The sequence below is a fragment of the Aeromicrobium sp. UBA7512 genome (assembly GCF_002476985.1).
Classification (GTDB): Bacteria; Actinomycetota; Actinomycetes; order Propionibacteriales; family Nocardioidaceae; genus Aeromicrobium; species Aeromicrobium phoceense.
Window position 1 is genome coordinate 642,230 of sequence record NZ_DLNK01000003.1, and the last position, 17,287, is coordinate 659,516.

Below are 17,287 nucleotides of genomic sequence, written 5' to 3' on the forward strand. Positions count from 1 at the left end.
CACCGATCCCGGATCGAACGGCTCGCGCCACCCTTGGAAGCTCACGCCGAGGCCAGGCCGACGAGGAGCGCGACCATGCCCACGACGACGACGATGGTGAGGGCGACCACGATGGCGACGCCGAGAGTGGCGGCGAATGCGACCACGACGAGCGCGGCCAGCGACCCGGCCACGCCCGCGAGGGCAAACAGGATGCTGACGAACATGGTGGCTCCGGACCCGCCACCCACCTCACGGAGCCCCCGGCTACGCACAGCGGCCAGCGCCAGCCCGACGGCACCGAACGCCGAGAGCCACGTCGGCCAGCCCGGATGTCCCGCCCAGGTGATCAGCGTGGTGACCGCTGGACCGTAGTCGACCACCCCGGCGAACGGCAGACCGGTGCCGATCCCACCATGGGTCCGGAACAGCAGGTAGGCGTTGCCGGCCGCGAGGACCATCAGGAGCCAGGCGATCGCGGTCACCGGGGGCGAGACCGGCTCGGCGCCTCGACGCCCGGTCGGAGCGGACACGGCCGACAGCAACGGCCGGGTCACCGGGGCGACACCCGCGACGCGGGCCGGGGGTCGCACCGGCGACGGCGCCGACACGCGCGCCACGCCGCGGTGCGAGGGCGGCCGGACCGCGGTGGGTCGTCGGGTGCGCGTCGGACGGGTCGGGCGCGGCGAGCGGCTCGAGCGGGTCTGCGTCGGACCCGCCGGAGTCGGCTGCGGAGACGGCTGGGCCGTGGGCGACGCAGGTGAGGGCTGCGCGGGGGGCGGCGACGCCGGGCCCGTCGGCTGACCTCCGAGCAGAGGCGGCGGCATGTCGCCGACGGGTGCCAGCCCGATGAGCGCATCGAGGCTGCGGAAGTCGTTGGTCATGTCACCACTTCCAGGCCGCCAGGGGGTACCAGAGGGACGCCTGCGGGGACGACGGGCAGGCACCGGCACGACGGGCCTGCAGGCGGGTCGGGCGCGCCGTCCCGAGACTCCCGGCCGGGTCGACGTGAAGGACACCGAAGACGATCGGGTCGATGCCTTCGACGGCAGCGGCGGCCAGCGCGAGCGGGGCGGCGACGATGGCGACCGGCGCGAGAGCCAGGCCCAGCAGCACCTTCGGCCCGGACTCGGCGATCGCATCGCCCGCCCGGTTGAGGGTGGTGGCCATGCGCTTGCTCGCGCCGGTCGCCGGGGTCTCGCCGACCAGCGTCGCGGTGGTGGACGCATCGCAGACCAGTCCCGTCGGTGGGATCTTCTCCAGCAGCGGCGCAACCGCCCCCTTCGGGTCGAGCTCGTGGGCGATCGCCAGCGAGTCGAAGTCGACACCCCTCGTTGCGAAGTCCTGGAGTCGTCGCTTGACGTCGCGCGGGAAGGGATACCCGCCGTCACGGGCGCGCAACGGGTCCTTGTCGTAGGGCATCACGATCCACGGGGACTGCTTGTCCAGGACTAGGAGCGGTTCCGGACTCCACGGCGCCACCCGGTAGTCGGGCAGCTCGGGGGCGCGCCTGCGGAGCGCGGCGTCGCGGGAGACGGCGAGGTCGGTCCACTGCTGGTCCGGCTTGGTGGTGAGTACGGGGAGCATGGTCACTGCCTTTCGTTGGTCGCTGTTCCTACCGTCACGACCGATCCCGCCTCCGGCTCGACGGCGGCGGGCGCCGCAGCCAGCGACTCGAGCAGGGCGTCGAGGTCCTCGGGCGGCGCGACCGCCGCCAGCGGCGTGGCGGGCGGAACCCGGTCGGGGCCGCACACGGCGCACGTGGGCTGGGACGCCGTCTTCGCCCACACCGAGGCGAAGGGTCCGTCCATCGGCGGCACGGCGACGTGCTCGAAGATGCCCCACCCGGGCACGGAGCACGACAGGTTGAGCGTGCGTCCGGCCTCCAGGAGCGGGGCGATCCAGTCGGCGAGCGGGCCGGGGGTGTCGCGGTGCAACAGTGCGAGCGCCGTGCGCGTGGCCCGCGCCGAGACCGCGGTGATGTCGGCGCCCAGAGCGGGCTCGCCGTCGAGACGACCGGTCCCGTAGTTGACGGCGCCACGGCCCTGCCCACCGGCGGTCATGCCGGTCGCACAGGCCAGGCACGCGGTCGAGGCCCCGGGCACGACGAACGCGATCTCACCCGCGTCCGCCTTCGCGAAGAGCTTGGCCGAGACGTACGGGATACCTGCGTCGTAGAGGACGTGGGAGTGCCACGCTTCCGCAGCCGGGTCGTCGGTGACCATGATCGCGAGGTCGACCTCCCCCAGCAGGTCGGCGGCGTCCTCGGCCAGCGCCGCAGCGTGTAGGGTGATCACGGCGTGGGGAGCGATCGCACTCAGCCGGGACGCGAGGGCGTCGACCTTGGCGCGTCCGACGTCGGCGTAGGCGTACGCACCGCGGGAGAGATTGGCCGCGCTCACCTCATCGGGGTCGACGAGCGTGAACGCCTCCACACCGGCGCGGACGAGCAGCTCCGCGATCGTGGAGCCCACCGAACCGCAGCCCAGGATCGCCACGTGCTTCGCGCTGCCGTCCGAGGTCGGGATGTGGTGGGAGAGCCGCGCGCCGATCCCCGCACGGGCATCGGGGAGGTCAGCCCGCGCCGCAGCGCCAACGACAGCGTGGATCGCCTCGGCCAGACGGGTTCCGAGATCGGTCGACAGATCCCACCTCGGCGCGGTGAACTCCCCCTCGCCGCAGCGGATCAGCGGGGCCGACTCGGGGTAGGACTGCGGGACCAGCAGGTCGACATGGGTGTCGCCCTCCAGTGGCACGAGCAGCCACGCCGTGCCGATGCCCTCGACCGGGACCGTGGCACCGGCGGTGAGCGTCAGGCTCGGTGCCAGTACGGCAAGGGCCGCCTCGATCGACCCGCGCAGGGGCATCACCGAGACCCGGCACGAGTCCAGCCCGTGAGTGGTGCGCCATGTGTAGGGCGCGAGGGTGCCGTGCGCCAGGTCGACGAGGTGGCCCGTTCCGAACCGCTCCGGCATGCGCAGGTCCGCGGACGCCGTCGCGACGACGATCGGGAACAGACCGGCCTCCAGGCCCGAGGCCGCGACCGAGGACGAGAACGCCTGGTGGTCGGGCAGGCTCGGCCAGGCCATGCCGCCGGGATGGGAGTGGGCGGTGCCCACGTAACGCAGCAGCGGCGAGTCGGCGATCCTCGCGTTGAGCAGTTCGCCGAGCCGCGGTGAGTGCCAGTAGCTGACCTGCTCACCGGGGACGGGGTCGACGATCACGTCGACGACCAGCCGGGTGTCGGCTGGGGCCAACAGCGCGGCCCCGCACTCCGGGGCTGGGGTGGCGAGTTCACGGTCGAGGATCGCGAGCGCCTCGTCGGTGATCTGCCACCGCGGCGCGGGCGTCCTGGCCACGGTCCGGTCGGCGATCACGGGGGTCTTCTTGGGCCTACGGGTCTTCATCGTCGGTGTCTCCTCAGGGCGTTCGGGTGTGGTCTGGTCAGGTCGGTCTCGGCGCGGTCGCACGCGGTCACTCGCGGTAGGGGAAGCGACGGCCCCGGACCACCTCGCCCATCCCGTCCGCCCACTTGGCGGCCTGGAACACGACCGCGGTCAGCGACGGGAGGCCGCCACGGGCGTTGGTCGAGAGGCACAGCACCGCTCCGCCGCGGCCGTTGGGGTACATGTGGGTGCCGTGCGCGGTGAGGTTCGGGTGCGCATGGAGGTAGGCCGGCAGGTCGACCGACCCCATCCGGCCGTCGGCGTTCCGCACGTCGAAGCGCCAGAAGTGGAAGTGGTACAAGCCGCTAGAGGGGTTGAACTCGATGAGACCCGTCAGTTCGTCCCCGTGCGACGTCGGTCGCGAGGTGAAGACCCAGCCCGCCGGGGAGTCCGCTGGCCAGTTCCGGATCTGTGAAGTGTGCTGGAGGAGCTTGAGGAGCGACCCCGCGCCGGCGGCCGCCATCGCCGTCACCTCGGCGTTCTCCGCCCGGAAGCGCTCGTCCGGCGCGGCGAACCGGTCGCGGGGCAACTCGACCTGCTGCGCCGGGCCATCGCCCTGGCCGGTGACCAACTTGCCGTCAATCATCGAGACCACCTGGCCCCCGGCCTGCTGCGCCTCCGCCGCGGACCAGTCGACCGGTCCCTGCCCGGCGAACCGGTCGGTCGGCAGCGCGACGGGCTGACTCGGCCGCTCGTCCTCCACCAGACCGTGGTCGGTCATCGTGAGCGCCGAGCCTGTCCGCGGCGCCGGGAGGAGCGCGCTCTCCTGGAGCCCGAAGATGATCGACCCCGTGTCGGGGTCAGTCATCTCCTCGAGCGTGATGATGTCCTCGTTGTCGAACTGCTGTCCCATGGGGCGTCCCTCCTGTGGTGGTTGCACCCCCTTCACCGATCCCGGCTCGCCTCGACCGACTCGACAGGTTAGGGGTCACCGGAGCGGAGGAATCGCCCGCGTTGTGGCTGTCATGTGTCGCAGGAGCCGATAACCTCGCCGTGGCCGCGTCGCATCCGACGAGATCGGAGATCCCCACCGTGGACCTGGAGTTGCCCTTCACCGTCGCCCTGAGCGGCGGCCCTTACGCTTTCGTGTCCTACGCGCACGGCGACGCGGCGCGCGTGTATCCGATCCTCGCCCAGCTCCACCGCGACGGATACGGACTCTGGTACGACGAAGGCATCGAGCCGACCGAGCAGTGGGCCGAGACCATCCCTGGCAGGATCGACGGATCCAACGTGTTCATCGTGTTCGGCTCCACCATTTCGTCCAGTCGGCGAGGTGTGCGCAGCGAAGTCGACTGGGCCTACAAGCACAACGCCACCATCGTCGTCGTCCAGCTCGATGACACCATCCCGATGTTCCTGGACTTCTTGAGCGGCGATGAAGAAAAGATCCTCGTATCGCAGGGATCACGTGACGACGTGCTCACGAAGCTGCGAGAAGCGCTGGAGAAGTACGGCGTGCACCCCGATCCCGACCGTGTGACTCCTCCCCCGCCAGCTGCAACGCCTCGGTCGAAGGCTGGGATGCCCCGACGCCAGAAGCCGAAGCATCACCAGTCGGTGGCCGACACGTTCGCCGACCGTATTCCCGAGAGCGAGGCGCTGCGGGCATCGGTGGAGCACCAGCTCACCCGGCTGCGCGGTGAGGCCGAGATCGTCGACGGCGAGTTCCCGAACGTCCTGGTCTTCTACGGCCACGGGGGTCGCGGTAAGACGGGGATGTCGCGGCGCATGGAGCAATGGGTCATTGGCGCCCTTCCGGAGACCAGCGAGTGGGGTCCGTGGCCGCACCCGGATGTCGTGCCCGTGCGCTGGGATTTCCACGACGCCGAGGGGGTGTTCCCCGTTCGGGACCTCCTGCTCACTCTGCGGCGCTCCCTCACGACCGTCGACCACCGCTGGACGACGTTCGACCTCGCGCTCGCGGCCTACTTCGAGACGGTTCGCGGAAACGACCGCGACCTCGGGCTCTCCGGGCCGGTGGCGGACGAGATGCTCCTCTCCCCGCAGACGATCGCCGGCCAATTGGGTATGGGCATACCGAACGCGCTGACCGCCGCCCAGGTCCGCCGCGTTCTCAGCGAGATCGACCACGCGGGACGACACCTTCCGATGTTCGAGGAGTACGACGGTCTCGCGGAACTCCTCGACGACATCACGCGCATCCCGCAGGGTTCGCAGGGCGTGAACGTCGCCGCCGACCTGCTCTACCTGCTGACCCAGGAGATCTTCTTCCTCCCCGCCGACCGGCGTCCCGCGCTCGTGGTGTTCATCGATCCGTTCGAGAAGGTCGAACGACACGGCAACCACCTGCTCGAGGCGACCATCGCCTCCTTCGTCGCACAGCTCCCCTACGCCCTGTTCGTCGTCACCGGCCGGAACCGGCTGAGCTGGGCCGATCCCCGCCGCACCGACCTGGGACTCGCGGGTCCCGCGGCGTGGCCAGGTCTCGCCGAGGACGCGACCGAGGATCCGCGCCAACACCTGCTGGGGAAGTTGAGCGACGAGGACGTCCGGCGGATCTATGAACACGCCCGACAAAGCGCCGGGTGGGACGTGTCCGACGACCTCATCGCCGAACTCTTGGCGCGCGCCGACGGCCTGCCCCTGCACATCGACGCCGTGCTTACACTGATCCAGAACCTCGAACGTGCGCAACCGGGTCGGACGTACACGAGCAGCGACCTGGGCGGCGAGTTGCCGCAGGTCGTGGTGCAACTCCTGGAGGTGCTGTCGCCGGAGGAAGCCGATGCCTTCCGGGCGGCGTGTGTGCTCCCGTCGTTCGACATCGAGCTCGCGGCAGCAGTTGGGCGGGTCGACGGCGGCGCCGTGGACCGGGCGCGCACCTACGCACTCGTGGAGCGGAACGACGAGGCTTCGATCTACCCCTACCGCGTCCATGACGAGGTACGGCGACTCGTGCAGCTCGACCGGAAGTCGGTCGGTTACTGGTCCGACAGCGACTGGCAGGAAGCCGCTGAGCGTGGCATGGCCGAGGCCGTCCGGCGCGTCAGGGCCGGCCACGAACGCGGCTCGGACGCGGCGCAGATCGAGGGCACCGCGCTGGCCCTGCGTCTCGGCTACGAGTGGGATATCTATCTACCCGGTCTCGCCAAACTGGTGAACGACGGTCCGTCCATCGCGGCGCTCGCGCGTCTGTTGCCTCAGCCTGATCCGGAGCGCAGGTCCGACGCCGCCGCACTCCTGGCCTTCGTCCACGCGATCGCACTGCCCTTCCCCGACGGGCCGGCGGCCCTGGAGGCCATCCAACCGGCCAACCCCGAGATCGGCGCCTTCGTCGATGTGTTCACCGTCTACCGACTGCGCAGCCAGGCCCGCTTCGAGGAAGCGCGAGTGAAGATGGCTGCGACCGTCGCCGCGTACCCGGGGTTCGAGGCCAAGCACCACCATCAGTACGCCGTCACCCTCCGCCACGCCCGTCGGTTCCGCGATGCCCTCGCCTACGAGGCCGAGCACCGACCCGACCTGCTGGATCGCTTCACGGTCGTCATCGAGAGGCTCCACGGGCTGGCTCCGAGCAACGCGCTCGACCTGGAGTACATCGCGCGGCAGACCTCGCGCCGGTTCACGTTGGAGTTGCAGGCGAGCGACATGGTCAACCGCGCTCGCCGTGAAGGTGTCGAGCGCGAGGAGGTCCTGTACCTGCTCCAGCGCGCGATCGACACCGGCCAGCGTTCGGATCAACGCCAGTGCCTCATCGCCCTCGGATACCTGGAACTCAAGCGCGACGCCGAGTTCGAGGCCATCCTCGAACGGATCCGGGCGCTGCAGGTCAGCTACGGCAGCCAGAACCCCGCCACCGCGCACCTCCTGGCGTTGCGCGCGATCTTCACGGGGGAGAAGGCCGACGCCCAACGTGCCGCCGATGCCTTCGTCACGAAGCGCCCGGGCTCGAGCGCGATTCCGACGGAGATGTGGCTGGAGGAGATCGGCCATCCCCAGGAGACGTTGGAGACCCAGTGGCTCATCCCTCCCGATCAGGTCCGAGCCAACTGGAGGACGCTCGCCGACGGCATCATCGCCCGCGCTCCTGAGTAGCGGCCCGATTCATCGGCGCGGCGGCTTCCAGGTGTCCTCGTAGCTCGACGAGGCTCGCGGCTGGCGCCGCTTCAGGTCGCGGATCGTGTCTTGAACGCGCTCGATGGTCTTCACGGCGAACGCCTTGTCCTGGGCGGCGGGGTACCGCTCGTACTTCGCAATGTGGTCGCGGATCGCCTTACGCTGGCCGGCGATCTTGGCCTCGGTCTTCTTCAGGTCTTCTGCCATGCCCTCACCACCGATCCCGCCTACGCGGGATCGGTGGTGAGGGCGACACATCCGCACACCAAGGAGAAGCCTGATGCCACTGTTTCCCGATCTCACCGACGAGCAACCCGTGCAGCGCCACGTCGAGTTGGAGACGCAGATCGCTGCCGTCGACAGCGAGATCGAGCGTCTCCGGGCCAGCGCGGAGCTCTCGGACCTGCACGCGATCCAGCTCCTCACCCACAGCTACCAGCAGGCGTCCGCCCGCCTGCACGAGCACCCGTTGGTGCTCGGGTGCTTGGACCACCGCGGCCCGCACTACCCCAAGAACATCCGCTACTACATCCGTTCCGGGATCAACGGCGCCGAGAACGAACTCCTGCACCGCATCGACGAGGACCGCGCCGCCGAGCGGTTCTCGACGCTCGTCATCGCGAGCGGCGACCACGCCTTCGCCGAGTTGGCGATGCGGGCCAACCACGCGGGGATGACGACGTGGCGCGTGCGCGGGAACGGCACGCAGAGCCAGGCCCTGGAAAGGGCGTGCTCACTCCACGCCCACCTCAAGGTGTCCAGGGCGGACCGCCTCCGCACCTCCCGCACGCGGCTCGCGGAGGTGGCCTGACCATGGCGCTCAAGGAGACCGCCCTCATCGGAGCCACCGTCATCACCTTGGCGGTCGGTGCGAACCAGATGCTCCTGCCCGAGAGTCCCGCCGACCATCGCGAGCAGATCAGGCAGCAGCAGGTCGAGGATCTCTCCGATGCCCACGAACGGGAGACCGACCGCATGCGCGACGCGGGCAGGAGCCACGCCGAGGCCGAGAACGCGCAGAAGAGCGTCCACGGCGAGCACCGCCCTCCTGTCCGGCTGCGGATTCCGTGATGTGGTGGCACACCGCCGGACCCGGCGACTGGGTTCGGGCCGACAAGCACATCCACGCGAGCCTCGGCGACTACCTCGTCGGCGCAGGGATCTCGCCCGGGACCCGCGGTGTCGTGGTCGAACGGCGGGGAGGGCGGGCGCTCGTCGAGTTCGGGCACGGAATCGGGGCCACGCGGGCCACCGTGCCCGTCAACAACCTCTCGGTGGTCCGCCGCGGCGGGGGCATCGACAGTTTCCACACGCGGTCACGTCGCATGGCTGTTGTTCGACTGGCCCTCGCTGCCTTCCTGCTGTTCCCTTTGGCACAGTTCGTCATCCTCCACCTGTGGGAGCACCACACGTTCGCCGGCATCGTGCCTGCGTTCGCCGAGGCCGCCGTGTGGAGCGTGGGTGACTGGCTCGGAATGCTCCTCGGGAACCCCGTGCAGACCCTCGTCTACTGCGGCTTCCTCTGGGTGCTCGCGAAGATCGCCTTCCGACGGTGAATTCGACATACTTTTCGACCACGAGCGGCAACGTCGAACCCTAGGATCGGACGGTGACCGAGCCGAGCACCACTTGGGGCGACGTCGAGGTGCACGTCACCGGCAAGGGGACGGAGATCCGCCCGGTCGGCTTCATCTCGGACCCCGCCCACCATCTGATTGCCGTTTGGGATGGGAAACCATCAGGCGGGCGCGGGGGCACTAACGACATCGTCGAACGCCGTCGAGCGAATGGGCAGCCGGTCACCATCATCTGGCCTCATGGCACGGTCAGGTCGTAGACGGGTGAGGCCTGGGAAGTCCGAGAGCGACCCGACACGAGGCAGAACGTGGTACTGGAACATCAGCTGCCTCGTCTTCCTCGCCCTTGCGCTGCTGGCGTTCCAGTCGAGCCAAGCTTGGGATGCGCCGGCCGTTCCCGATCTGGCACCGCCGTTCGACACTCCTTCGGTCGCGGCCAGCTTTCCCAGCCTTGGCGATGTCTCCGGCTCCGTCGGGGGGTCCGTGGTGCTGTACTCGGAGGGACCGCCCCAAGTGCAGGCGTTCACCTCGAACTCGGCGATGGCGCAAGACCTGCGCGCCGCAGTGGTCACCGGCGCATGGGAGCGCACGTGGGTGACGCTCGATGACAGTGTGGAAGTGCAAATCCGCGTGTACGAGGTCCGCAGGGCTGCGAGCACGTACGGCCAGACGGACCACTGCACCCAGGGCGACGAACTCTCCCTTTCCTCCGACGCGGGCCGTGCAAGGTACGAAGGATCCGGCAACGGTCGTGAGCGGTACTGCGCCAATCTCTCAGCCGGCCGCACCCGTGCCTACGTGGATCTGTCGGTCCGGGCGGCCCATTCGTCACAGGTGAATCCGCAACAGGCGCTCAGTGGCCTGCTCGACGCGATCCAGGTGAACACCTCCCCTGATGAGCCGCCCCCGGACGTCTACGGCTCCCAGCAGCGCGCAGCGATCCTTGCCGCATGGATCGTGGCGGTGCCCTTTGGCGCACTGCTGAGCGTCCTTCCGGCCTTGGTGTTCGACCGGGCTACGTATCAGCGAGCAATTTCTCACCTGTGCCGCAGGAGACTGCGAGGCCACCAAGTGGACGTCACCAAAGACGTCTCCGCCGCGGCCGCGAAGTCTCGTGCCATCGGCGCCGCACGACTTGCGGCATTGCTGTGGGCGGTGCGTCTCACCGAGGAGCTGTGGCTCGGTGTCTTCGGTTCGCTTGCGGTGGTGGTCGTCGCCTATCTTGCGACCTTGTTCGTCGAACGGCACCTGGTCAACAGGCAGGCAGGTAGGAACGTCACCACGGCCTTCACCGGACGTCGTGTCTGGTGGATCGCCACCGGCGCAGCCCTGACCATCCTGGTGATGGCGGGCGCCACGTGGTTGTGGGCTGCCGGTGCGGCAATGTCTGCCGGCGTCACGGCGCCGGGCCTTCCCGACTGGCAGGTGCGCCGGACCGGCGTGATCATGCAGTGCATCGCTGGAGCAATTCTGCTGGGTTCCCTGCTCCCGTTGGCACTCGCACGACGGATCGCGATGCGCCGCGCACCCGCACCCGAGGACGACACCCGACCTCCGATCCTCCTGCTCCGCTCCTTCGTGGACGACAAACTGCGCATGCGCTCTCGCCGTCTCGATCGCTCAGGCGTGCTGGACCAACTCGCGCTACGACGCCGGGAACGGTTCGAAGAAGTCGCTGCCGCCGCCCTGTCGAAGATCGGTCCGGTCATCGCAGTGGGAACACCCGGCCAGGCGCTCCCGCCCGGGCTCGGCGCCGTGCGCATCCAGTTGTCCCACGAAGAATGGCAGGACAAGGTCACCGAGATCGCAGAGCACACGGCGTTCCTAGCGATGACGCTAGGGCGAACCGAGAGTCTCGTCTGGGAAATACGTCAGATCCACGCCCGCGGCCAGCTCGACAAGACCTTGTTCCTTGTTCCTCCGCTGCCCAGATCCGAACGTGCCCTGCGCATCAACACCCTCGCCGACGTGTACGGGGTGCCGAGAGAATCCCTCTGGCCGAGTGCCGGATCTGTTCCCTTGGTGATCGCCTTCCCGCGCGACCACGACGAACCTCTGGTCCTCGTCGCTCGGGCTGCGGACGATCTGGCCTATGACGCAGGCATCCACCAAGCGGTGGCTACGCTGCTGCGTGCCGACGTATCGGCGCCACTGCCCATCGGGCACGCAGCGCCACGCGAGCCCACCGACGTCATTCCGATGGGAATGGCAAAGCCGCACAAGACGTGGAAGCGCGAACCGTGGGCCTGGTACCTCATCGTGAACGTGGGCGTGCTGAGTCTCGCGATCCCATTTGTGCTCGGCGGAACTGTCGGCGTTCAGGCCGACGTCGCGGCAGTCGAGCTCAACCCTGACTACTCCATCACGCACGTGCTCAGTGGAAGCGGAAATCAGCCGCTGGTGATTCTGAACGGCATCCACGCCACCCGCGTGAACTTCGAGGACTCCACCATCGAGCCGGCTTGGCAGTTCGGCGCACCAGTGGAGGAAGCCATCTTCGATGACGGCACAGTCTACTCGGCGTTGCGCGACGACGGGACAGTCCAAGCCCGCGACGCTGATTCGGGTGTCGTCCGTTGGACGAGGAGCCTTGGCGACCGAGTGCGGGGGTTGTCGGTCGCCAACGAGACGCTGTATGTCTCGCTTCCCGGCGAACGAAAGGTACTGGCCCTGGCCGCTGGCTCGGGCGAGGTCACTCAGGAGGCCGAGCTGAAGGGCCACCCATGGGATGTCCTCGCGCTGGGCAAGTTCGTCTACGTCCCGCTGATCGACCGCAACGAGCTGGTAGAACTGGACGGTAGGTCCTTCGAGGTGGACGGGCGCATTCACACCGACAGGGCACCGTCGGAAGTGACGTCGTGGGGTGGAACACCGACGGTCATCTCGCGGGCTGATCATGTCGCGGTTCGGCTCCTTCCCGGTGAGGAGACGCTGCAGGTGGTGTGGCTCGCCCGCACACAGGGTGAGGTTCTCGGCATCGGCCCGCTACTCCTGGCTGAGGGCCACGACCGGCTCACCGCCGTCCATGTCGATGGCCGGATCCAACGTTTGAACACCCTCGGCGGGCACGACGACGGGCTCGCGATCACTGGCGGCGGCGTGGTCGTCGCAGAGGACAGCATGCTCCGCCTCTTCGGGTTGTGAGCGCTACGTCGCAGGTGAATTCTGATCCTGCTGCTCCTGCCGGCGGCTGCGCGTTGCCATCAATCCGCTCGTTGATCGGGCGCTCGTGAGCGCCGGCGGAAGATGCGACCCAGCTACGGATCGTTGCTAGTGGGGATTGCCACACTTGCGGCCGATGGCAGCCTGAACCGCTACGGCGTGTCCGGAGACTCGGCTCGTTGGCTCAGCCGGTCGGCGTGAGCCCGTTCTTGCAGCGTGGTGACGTTTGTCGGCCCGGAAGAGGATTCAGGTCGTCGAGGGCCTCGTGGGGGCGCTCGTTGTTGAAGTAGTCGACCCAGTCAGGGTCCCACCCCAGGATCGTCACCAAACGCCAGCGCCTACATCGAGCCGGAGGACCTTTCCGCACTCACCTTCTGACCCACGAGGGATCACGCACCGCTACACCACTTCCCGGGACCTGACCTTGCGCGATATCGTCTGACGGCCCCGTCGCAGTGGAGCAACGGCCAATCGAAGGGCATGGTATGGCGAGCATTCGCGTGCATGAGCTGGCGAGAACGTGGCGCGTCTCGAGTTCAGTCGTACTGGAGGCGCTGCGCCGCTGCGGGTACCCCACTGCGAGCGCGTCCAGCCGGGTTCCACGGATGGATCCCGAGGAGTTGGAACGGGTCGAGAGCGCGCTGTCGCAGGTGGGAGACGTGGTCGAGGTGCAGGGCCTTCGCGCCCGCGCCCGCACCCGAGGGGACCACAAGTCCGAGGCCGGGCATCTGCACCGAGAAGCCCGGCTCCTGGCGGTCCGTGGTGACTGGGATCGCGCAGTGACCCTTGCTGAGGAGGCCCTCTACATCCGTCAGTCCCTGTCCGCAACCGAACCAGACGATGTAGGCACCCGAGGCACCGTCGCGAGCAGCATGATCGAGATCTCGCGACTTCTCACCGATCGCGACCCGCAGCGCGCACTAGACTTGACCTGGGAAGCGCTGGCCATCCGTCGGGACTTGGTCGCGGCCCGCCCGCGCGTGCGGGACTTCCAGCGCAGTCTCGCCTCCGACCTCGGTGAGGTCGCCCAGCTCCTCGCGGACCGTGGTGACTGGGATCGCGCCGTGACACTGGCGCTGGAGGCCCAGTACGCCTGGAGCGAGGCTGCCACCATCGACCCGGACTCGACGCAGGTCCGTGAGGGACTCGCGCGCAGTCTCGAACTCGTCAGCCGCCTCACGGAAGCTTCCACCGCGGGGGCGGAGGCCACCGCCACGATCGGAGCCGCGGACGTATCCCTTCCACCGGAGAATGCCGCCGCGCCCACGCCAAGCACTCTGGACGAGGGCGGACTCCGGGTCTTCATGTGCTTCGCCGAGGAGCACAAGGAGATCGCGGAGATGCTCGATGCTGCCTTGGCCGCCCGTGGAGTGCGCAGCTGGATCTACTACCGGGACATTCCGACCGGCAGGAACTATCACGTCGAGTCGACCCGAGCGATCCGCCAGGCTCGGGCGCTGGTCCTGCTCTTCTCCGAACACACCCAGAGCTCCCATCACTGCCAGGCAGAGGTGGCCATTGCCCACGGGCGACGCATGCCGATCTATCCGCTCCGCATCGACGATGCCGAGCTGGACGAGATGGAATACCCCCTGGTGCTCGCGCAGTGGAAGGGCGACCCAGATGAGCTCGTCTCCGACCTCGCCCGAGATCTGGTCAAGGGTTCCTGACCATCCCTCATTGACCTCGCCTCATGTGCTTAAGCGAACGGGGAAGCCTGCGCGAGAGGCGACCGGCCGCGCGCTTCTGGTGGATGAGGTGTGCCAAGGCCGCCCTATACTCCTCGGCGATCTCGAAGCTGTTGTCCACCCACACCTTGCCGAAGTCGACGTCCACGGCGGCGCTCAAACACGCCCAGCCTTGACCATTCAGCTCGTGCGGATCCACCTGCTCAAGCAACTCCCACAGCCGACTCCCCGGCGCCCCCAGGATTGAGAACACGACCGGTGCCGCCGCGCTGACCGACATCTCATTCAGGCAACCCGCGACCAGTGCTAACTCACTGGGCAGACCATCCGGAACCCCTAAGGCGATCAGCACAAGGAGTTGGACACGGTCCTCATCGTCGCGCACGCCCCTGGCCAGCAGTTGATGCGCGAGCAACGTGCGAGAGCGGGGGGTCGCATACCGCCACAACACGTCGGCGAACGGTTGATGCGCCGGTCGCAAACCGGCGTCTCGCGTGCTCTCGATCACTTGGTCATCAAGCATGTTGCGGGCTGTGCTCACCACGAAGCGTGCGTCTGGCACCACATCCTGCAGTGCCGCGACAAGATCGTCCTGCGACAACGCCAAGTACGAGGCACCGAGTAGGCCGAGTACGTCCGCAGCTGGTTCATGACCCAACCGCTCGCCGATGGCTTCGCACATCATGCCGAACAAGCCCTGCATGTCAGGCGGAAGCCCTTCGGCTCGTTCCGTGAGAAGCCGAGCTATGGCATCCGCCGGATGGGGTGACTCGCCGATCCGCCGAAAGTCGTCAGCGTCCAGTGTGCTCAGCACACTGACCGCCAGTCGGATCCACAGCGGAAACCGCACCTCGGAACCGAGGAGGTCTACGACCGAGGCCGGCAGGTCACGACCACTTTGTCGTGCCCACTCGCGAGCAGCCTGCTTGGCCTCGTCCGGATACAGCGGACCAAGCGCGTAGAAGGTGACGTCAGGCTCCGCCAGCATGCGCATCTGCTCTTCACTACTCGTCGTCACAAGTACACCAACCTGCGCCGGGATGTGCTCAAACCAATTCAGGGCCGTCTTCTCCCGGTCTCCCTCGACCCGATTGAGCCCGTCGAGGATGAGGCAAAAGCCGCCCACCTCGCGATGAACGCTCGTGAGGATCTCAGCCAGCCACCGGCGTGCCCCCCTCTTAGTCCGGGGTGTCGCAGGAACAGCCACGCCGGGCGCCAGCGCCAGGGCTGCCCTGATCAGCTCGCCCAGGACGTCGCCCATGACTCTGGTCTGGGAGTCGGTGCCCACGAACACCGAGACCACGGGTACGCCACGTTCTCGCAACGACCGCTCGACGGCCACCGCCACCGCCGACTTCCCGGACCCCCACGGCCCGTAGATCCCCACCCGACTAGGTGCAGGCTTGCTCAACATCCCGACGATGTCGTCAACCAGACCCACCCGCCCGACGAGCACCGGATGACGGTCCCGAACGATGCGGCGCGATGCGCGCTCGTCGTCTCCCAATGCCTCAGAAGCGTGAGCGACCAGCACCGGCAGCAGCGACTCGACCACCATGTCCTCGAACGCCATGGCCCCACCGTCGTCGATGACGACGCGCAGGTCCGCCGCCCCCGTCTCCGGTCGGTATCGAGAAGAGTACGACCGGCATACGATCCGTTCACCCTCCCGAGCGGCTTCGCGCACGTCCGCGACGAAGGTGGCCAACCGCTCCCGATCCGCGTCGCGCCAGGACTCTGGGCTTCCTTCGACTGTCGTTCTGATGAACACCGTTGCGTTCGCCTCGACGTCGGAAGGGGCCCAGAGGAAGGCGTGGCCAAACTCCAACTCCGTCACTGCCACACCCGTCACCGACCTGGTGCGAGGGATGCCTGCCAGATCCGCCACGAACCGCGCGTGCAGCGGGTCCGGCACGGTGCCGTAACGTTCTCCGATCAGCCCCACGAAGAAGGGCCGCGCACGATCCACCTCCGTCAGGCAGACGTCGAGGATTCGACGCTGCGCCTCGTCCTCCTCATCAACTGTTGTATCGACCCCCCATCTCAGGTCGATGAAGTCCACCCGGCAACCGAGGTCACGCAGCGAGGCGTTGAGCCGCTCACGAACAGGTCCGACCAGCGCATCTCGTTCGGCGTGAAAGTCATTGAACGTCGATGACACGAAGACGCGGATGGTCGGCACGGCAGCTCCAGCCCGATCGAGACGGAGCGCCAGACTAGCGTGACACCCAGCGTATGGGGACGCAGGCGAAACGCCACCACTGCGGCTGCGCCGGCGGCCTGGGCCTGGCAGTGCTAAGCGTAGAACGCACGGGCGATCGCTCGGGGCTGCTGCACGGGCGGGTGACGTTCGATCTGCCGTGTCGCAAACCCGTGCACTTGTAACTCATCGACGCTGCAATCTCATGCGAGTATCGATGCGACTATCCGTTGCGCACCGCGACGAACCAGCATGTTGCCGAAAGTGGCGTCGCGGTCGCAACGGGTCGCCTCATCGCTTCTGACCTGCGGTAACGTGGATCAGGAAGCACTCTGATGCGTCAGTGAAAAACCCGCTGGTCGTCCATGTCCCACAGGACGGCGGCGGGCAGCCGGATCTCACCGTCCGCCAGCGGCTCTGCTGACGCTGGCGTTGGGTCGGTACTCACGGACGTCCCACGGATCTCGCGAAGATCGGGTTTCGGCATGCTGACCATTCTTCCAGCGGCACACCTAGCGGCACAGTTCAGATGTCACCTATCCGTGCAGCAGACCCGGGAGCTTCACCACGACGTCCGTGAACGGTGGCCACGGCCGAGTTCGACCGTGGCCACCGTCGCATTCACATCGCGGCAGCTGCCGGCTCTCGACTGCTCAGTGCCAGCAGGTCGTTCCCGTCGACGCGGTAGGTCTCCCACACGTCCATCTGGTCGCCGCCGTGACTGACGAGGGCGCTGCGCAGGGGGTTGCTGCTGATCACCTGACCCTCCACTCGGGTGTAACCCTGGTCAACGGCGAGTCGTGCGAGTTCGGACATCAGGATCAGACCCGTGCCGTGTCCCCTGGCCTCAGGGTCCACGTAGAAGTCCTCGACGTGGATGCCTGGCGCGGCATCCCACGTCGAGTACGTGCGATACCACAGCACCATCCCGGTGACGCGCCCGTCCCGCTCAGCCACGTGGGCCCTCAGCGTGGGATCGGTTCCGAAGAGCTGGATGCGAAGGATGGGCCAGGTCATCCGACAGGATTGACCTTCGCCATGGAAATCGGCCAAGGCCTGGATCATCTCGGCCAGTTTGGGCACGTCGGCCGGGAGGGCAGGACGGACGTGGGTGGATTGGGTGCGGGGGTAGGTCATCGGGTGTCCTTTCACGGG

The 17,287-nt window shown here is 68.0% G+C and carries 14 protein-coding genes; 7 read left to right on the forward strand and 7 right to left on the reverse strand.

Annotated elements, in window-relative coordinates; genetic code table 11:
- Positions 1–41: 41 nt before the first annotated feature.
- The 4 genes from B2363_RS05090 to B2363_RS05105 all read right to left on the reverse strand — a co-directional run bounded on the left by B2363_RS05090 (position 42) and on the right by B2363_RS05105 (position 4,278).
- Complete coding sequence (locus B2363_RS05090) at positions 42–863, reverse strand: hypothetical protein (RefSeq protein ID WP_286928873.1); 822 nt, start codon at positions 861–863, stop codon at positions 42–44.
- Position 864: 1 nt separating this feature from the next.
- A complete protein-coding gene (locus B2363_RS05095; RefSeq protein WP_286928874.1) occupies positions 865–1,566 on the reverse strand; it encodes a hypothetical protein in 702 nt (233 codons plus the stop codon).
- Between the two features lie 2 nt (positions 1,567–1,568).
- A complete protein-coding gene (locus tag B2363_RS05100) occupies positions 1,569–3,386 on the reverse strand; it encodes a ThiF family adenylyltransferase (RefSeq protein ID WP_286928876.1) in 1,818 nt (605 codons plus the stop codon).
- A gap of 67 nt (positions 3,387–3,453) precedes the next feature.
- Positions 3,454–4,278, reverse strand: a complete 825-nt coding sequence (locus B2363_RS05105) for a hypothetical protein (RefSeq protein WP_286928877.1) — start codon at positions 4,276–4,278, stop codon at positions 3,454–3,456.
- Between the two features lie 14 nt (positions 4,279–4,292).
- Here B2363_RS05105 and B2363_RS05110 point away from each other — a divergent pair, with 14 nt between their 5' ends.
- Entirely contained in the window at positions 4,293–7,484 is a 3,192-nt protein-coding gene (locus tag B2363_RS05110) for a TIR domain-containing protein (RefSeq protein WP_286928879.1), read from the forward strand.
- A gap of 9 nt (positions 7,485–7,493) precedes the next feature.
- Here B2363_RS05110 and B2363_RS05115 read toward each other — a convergent pair whose 3' ends face one another.
- Positions 7,494–7,712: a hypothetical protein gene (locus tag B2363_RS05115; protein ID WP_286928881.1), complete on the reverse strand. Its 219-nt coding sequence runs from the start codon at positions 7,710–7,712 to the stop codon at positions 7,494–7,496.
- A gap of 73 nt (positions 7,713–7,785) precedes the next feature.
- Between B2363_RS05115 and B2363_RS05120 the strand changes: the two genes are divergently transcribed.
- From B2363_RS05120 to B2363_RS05145, 6 genes are all read left to right on the forward strand, one after another.
- Positions 7,786–8,316 (forward strand): hypothetical protein, encoded by a 531-nt coding sequence (locus B2363_RS05120; RefSeq protein WP_286928883.1) that lies wholly within the window; start codon positions 7,786–7,788, stop codon positions 8,314–8,316.
- A 2-nt stretch (positions 8,317–8,318) separates the two neighbouring features.
- Positions 8,319–8,576 (forward strand): hypothetical protein, encoded by a 258-nt coding sequence (locus tag B2363_RS05125; protein WP_286928885.1) that lies wholly within the window; start codon positions 8,319–8,321, stop codon positions 8,574–8,576.
- On the forward strand, positions 8,576–9,061 hold the full coding sequence (locus B2363_RS05130) for a hypothetical protein (protein WP_286928886.1): 486 nt from the start codon (positions 8,576–8,578) through the stop codon (positions 9,059–9,061). Before B2363_RS05125 ends, B2363_RS05130 begins: the two co-directional genes overlap by 1 nt.
- A gap of 53 nt (positions 9,062–9,114) precedes the next feature.
- On the forward strand, positions 9,115–9,342 hold the full coding sequence (locus B2363_RS05135; protein ID WP_286928888.1) for a hypothetical protein: 228 nt from the start codon (positions 9,115–9,117) through the stop codon (positions 9,340–9,342).
- 4 nt (positions 9,343–9,346) lie between these two features.
- Complete coding sequence (locus B2363_RS05140) at positions 9,347–12,226, forward strand: hypothetical protein (protein ID WP_286928890.1); 2,880 nt, start codon at positions 9,347–9,349, stop codon at positions 12,224–12,226.
- Between the two features lie 623 nt (positions 12,227–12,849).
- Positions 12,850–13,914: a toll/interleukin-1 receptor domain-containing protein gene (locus B2363_RS05145; protein ID WP_286928891.1), complete on the forward strand. Its 1,065-nt coding sequence runs from the start codon at positions 12,850–12,852 to the stop codon at positions 13,912–13,914.
- A gap of 7 nt (positions 13,915–13,921) precedes the next feature.
- Here B2363_RS05145 and B2363_RS05150 read toward each other — a convergent pair whose 3' ends face one another.
- The gene (locus tag B2363_RS05150) at positions 13,922–16,114 is read right to left on the reverse strand and encodes a DUF4062 domain-containing protein (protein WP_286928892.1); all 2,193 of its coding nucleotides are present in this window, start codon (positions 16,112–16,114) and stop codon (positions 13,922–13,924) included.
- A gap of 639 nt (positions 16,115–16,753) precedes the next feature.
- Positions 16,754–17,269 carry a GNAT family N-acetyltransferase gene (locus tag B2363_RS05155; RefSeq protein WP_286928893.1) on the reverse strand — a complete coding sequence of 172 codons (516 nt, stop codon included), beginning with the start codon at positions 17,267–17,269 and terminating at the stop codon, positions 16,754–16,756.
- Positions 17,270–17,287 lie beyond the last annotated feature (18 nt).

Excerpts from the sequence above, each read along its gene's own strand:
- B2363_RS05090 (WP_286928873.1), bottom strand. The coding sequence starts at position 863 with ATGACCAACGACTTCCGCAGCCTCGATGCGCTCATCGGGCTGGCACCC.
- B2363_RS05095 (WP_286928874.1), bottom strand. The coding sequence starts at position 1,566 with ATGCTCCCCGTACTCACCACCAAGCCGGACCAGCAGTGGACCGACCTC.
- B2363_RS05100 (WP_286928876.1), bottom strand. The coding sequence starts at position 3,386 with ATGAAGACCCGTAGGCCCAAGAAGACCCCCGTGATCGCCGACCGGACC.
- B2363_RS05105 (WP_286928877.1), bottom strand. The coding sequence starts at position 4,278 with ATGGGACAGCAGTTCGACAACGAGGACATCATCACGCTCGAGGAGATG.
- B2363_RS05115 (WP_286928881.1), bottom strand. The coding sequence starts at position 7,712 with ATGGCAGAAGACCTGAAGAAGACCGAGGCCAAGATCGCCGGCCAGCGT.
- B2363_RS05120 (WP_286928883.1), top strand. The coding sequence starts at position 7,786 with ATGCCACTGTTTCCCGATCTCACCGACGAGCAACCCGTGCAGCGCCAC.
- B2363_RS05125 (WP_286928885.1), top strand. The coding sequence starts at position 8,319 with ATGGCGCTCAAGGAGACCGCCCTCATCGGAGCCACCGTCATCACCTTG.
- B2363_RS05130 (WP_286928886.1), top strand. The coding sequence starts at position 8,576 with ATGTGGTGGCACACCGCCGGACCCGGCGACTGGGTTCGGGCCGACAAG.
- B2363_RS05145 (WP_286928891.1), top strand. The coding sequence starts at position 12,850 with ATGGATCCCGAGGAGTTGGAACGGGTCGAGAGCGCGCTGTCGCAGGTG.
- B2363_RS05155 (WP_286928893.1), bottom strand. The coding sequence starts at position 17,269 with ATGACCTACCCCCGCACCCAATCCACCCACGTCCGTCCTGCCCTCCCG.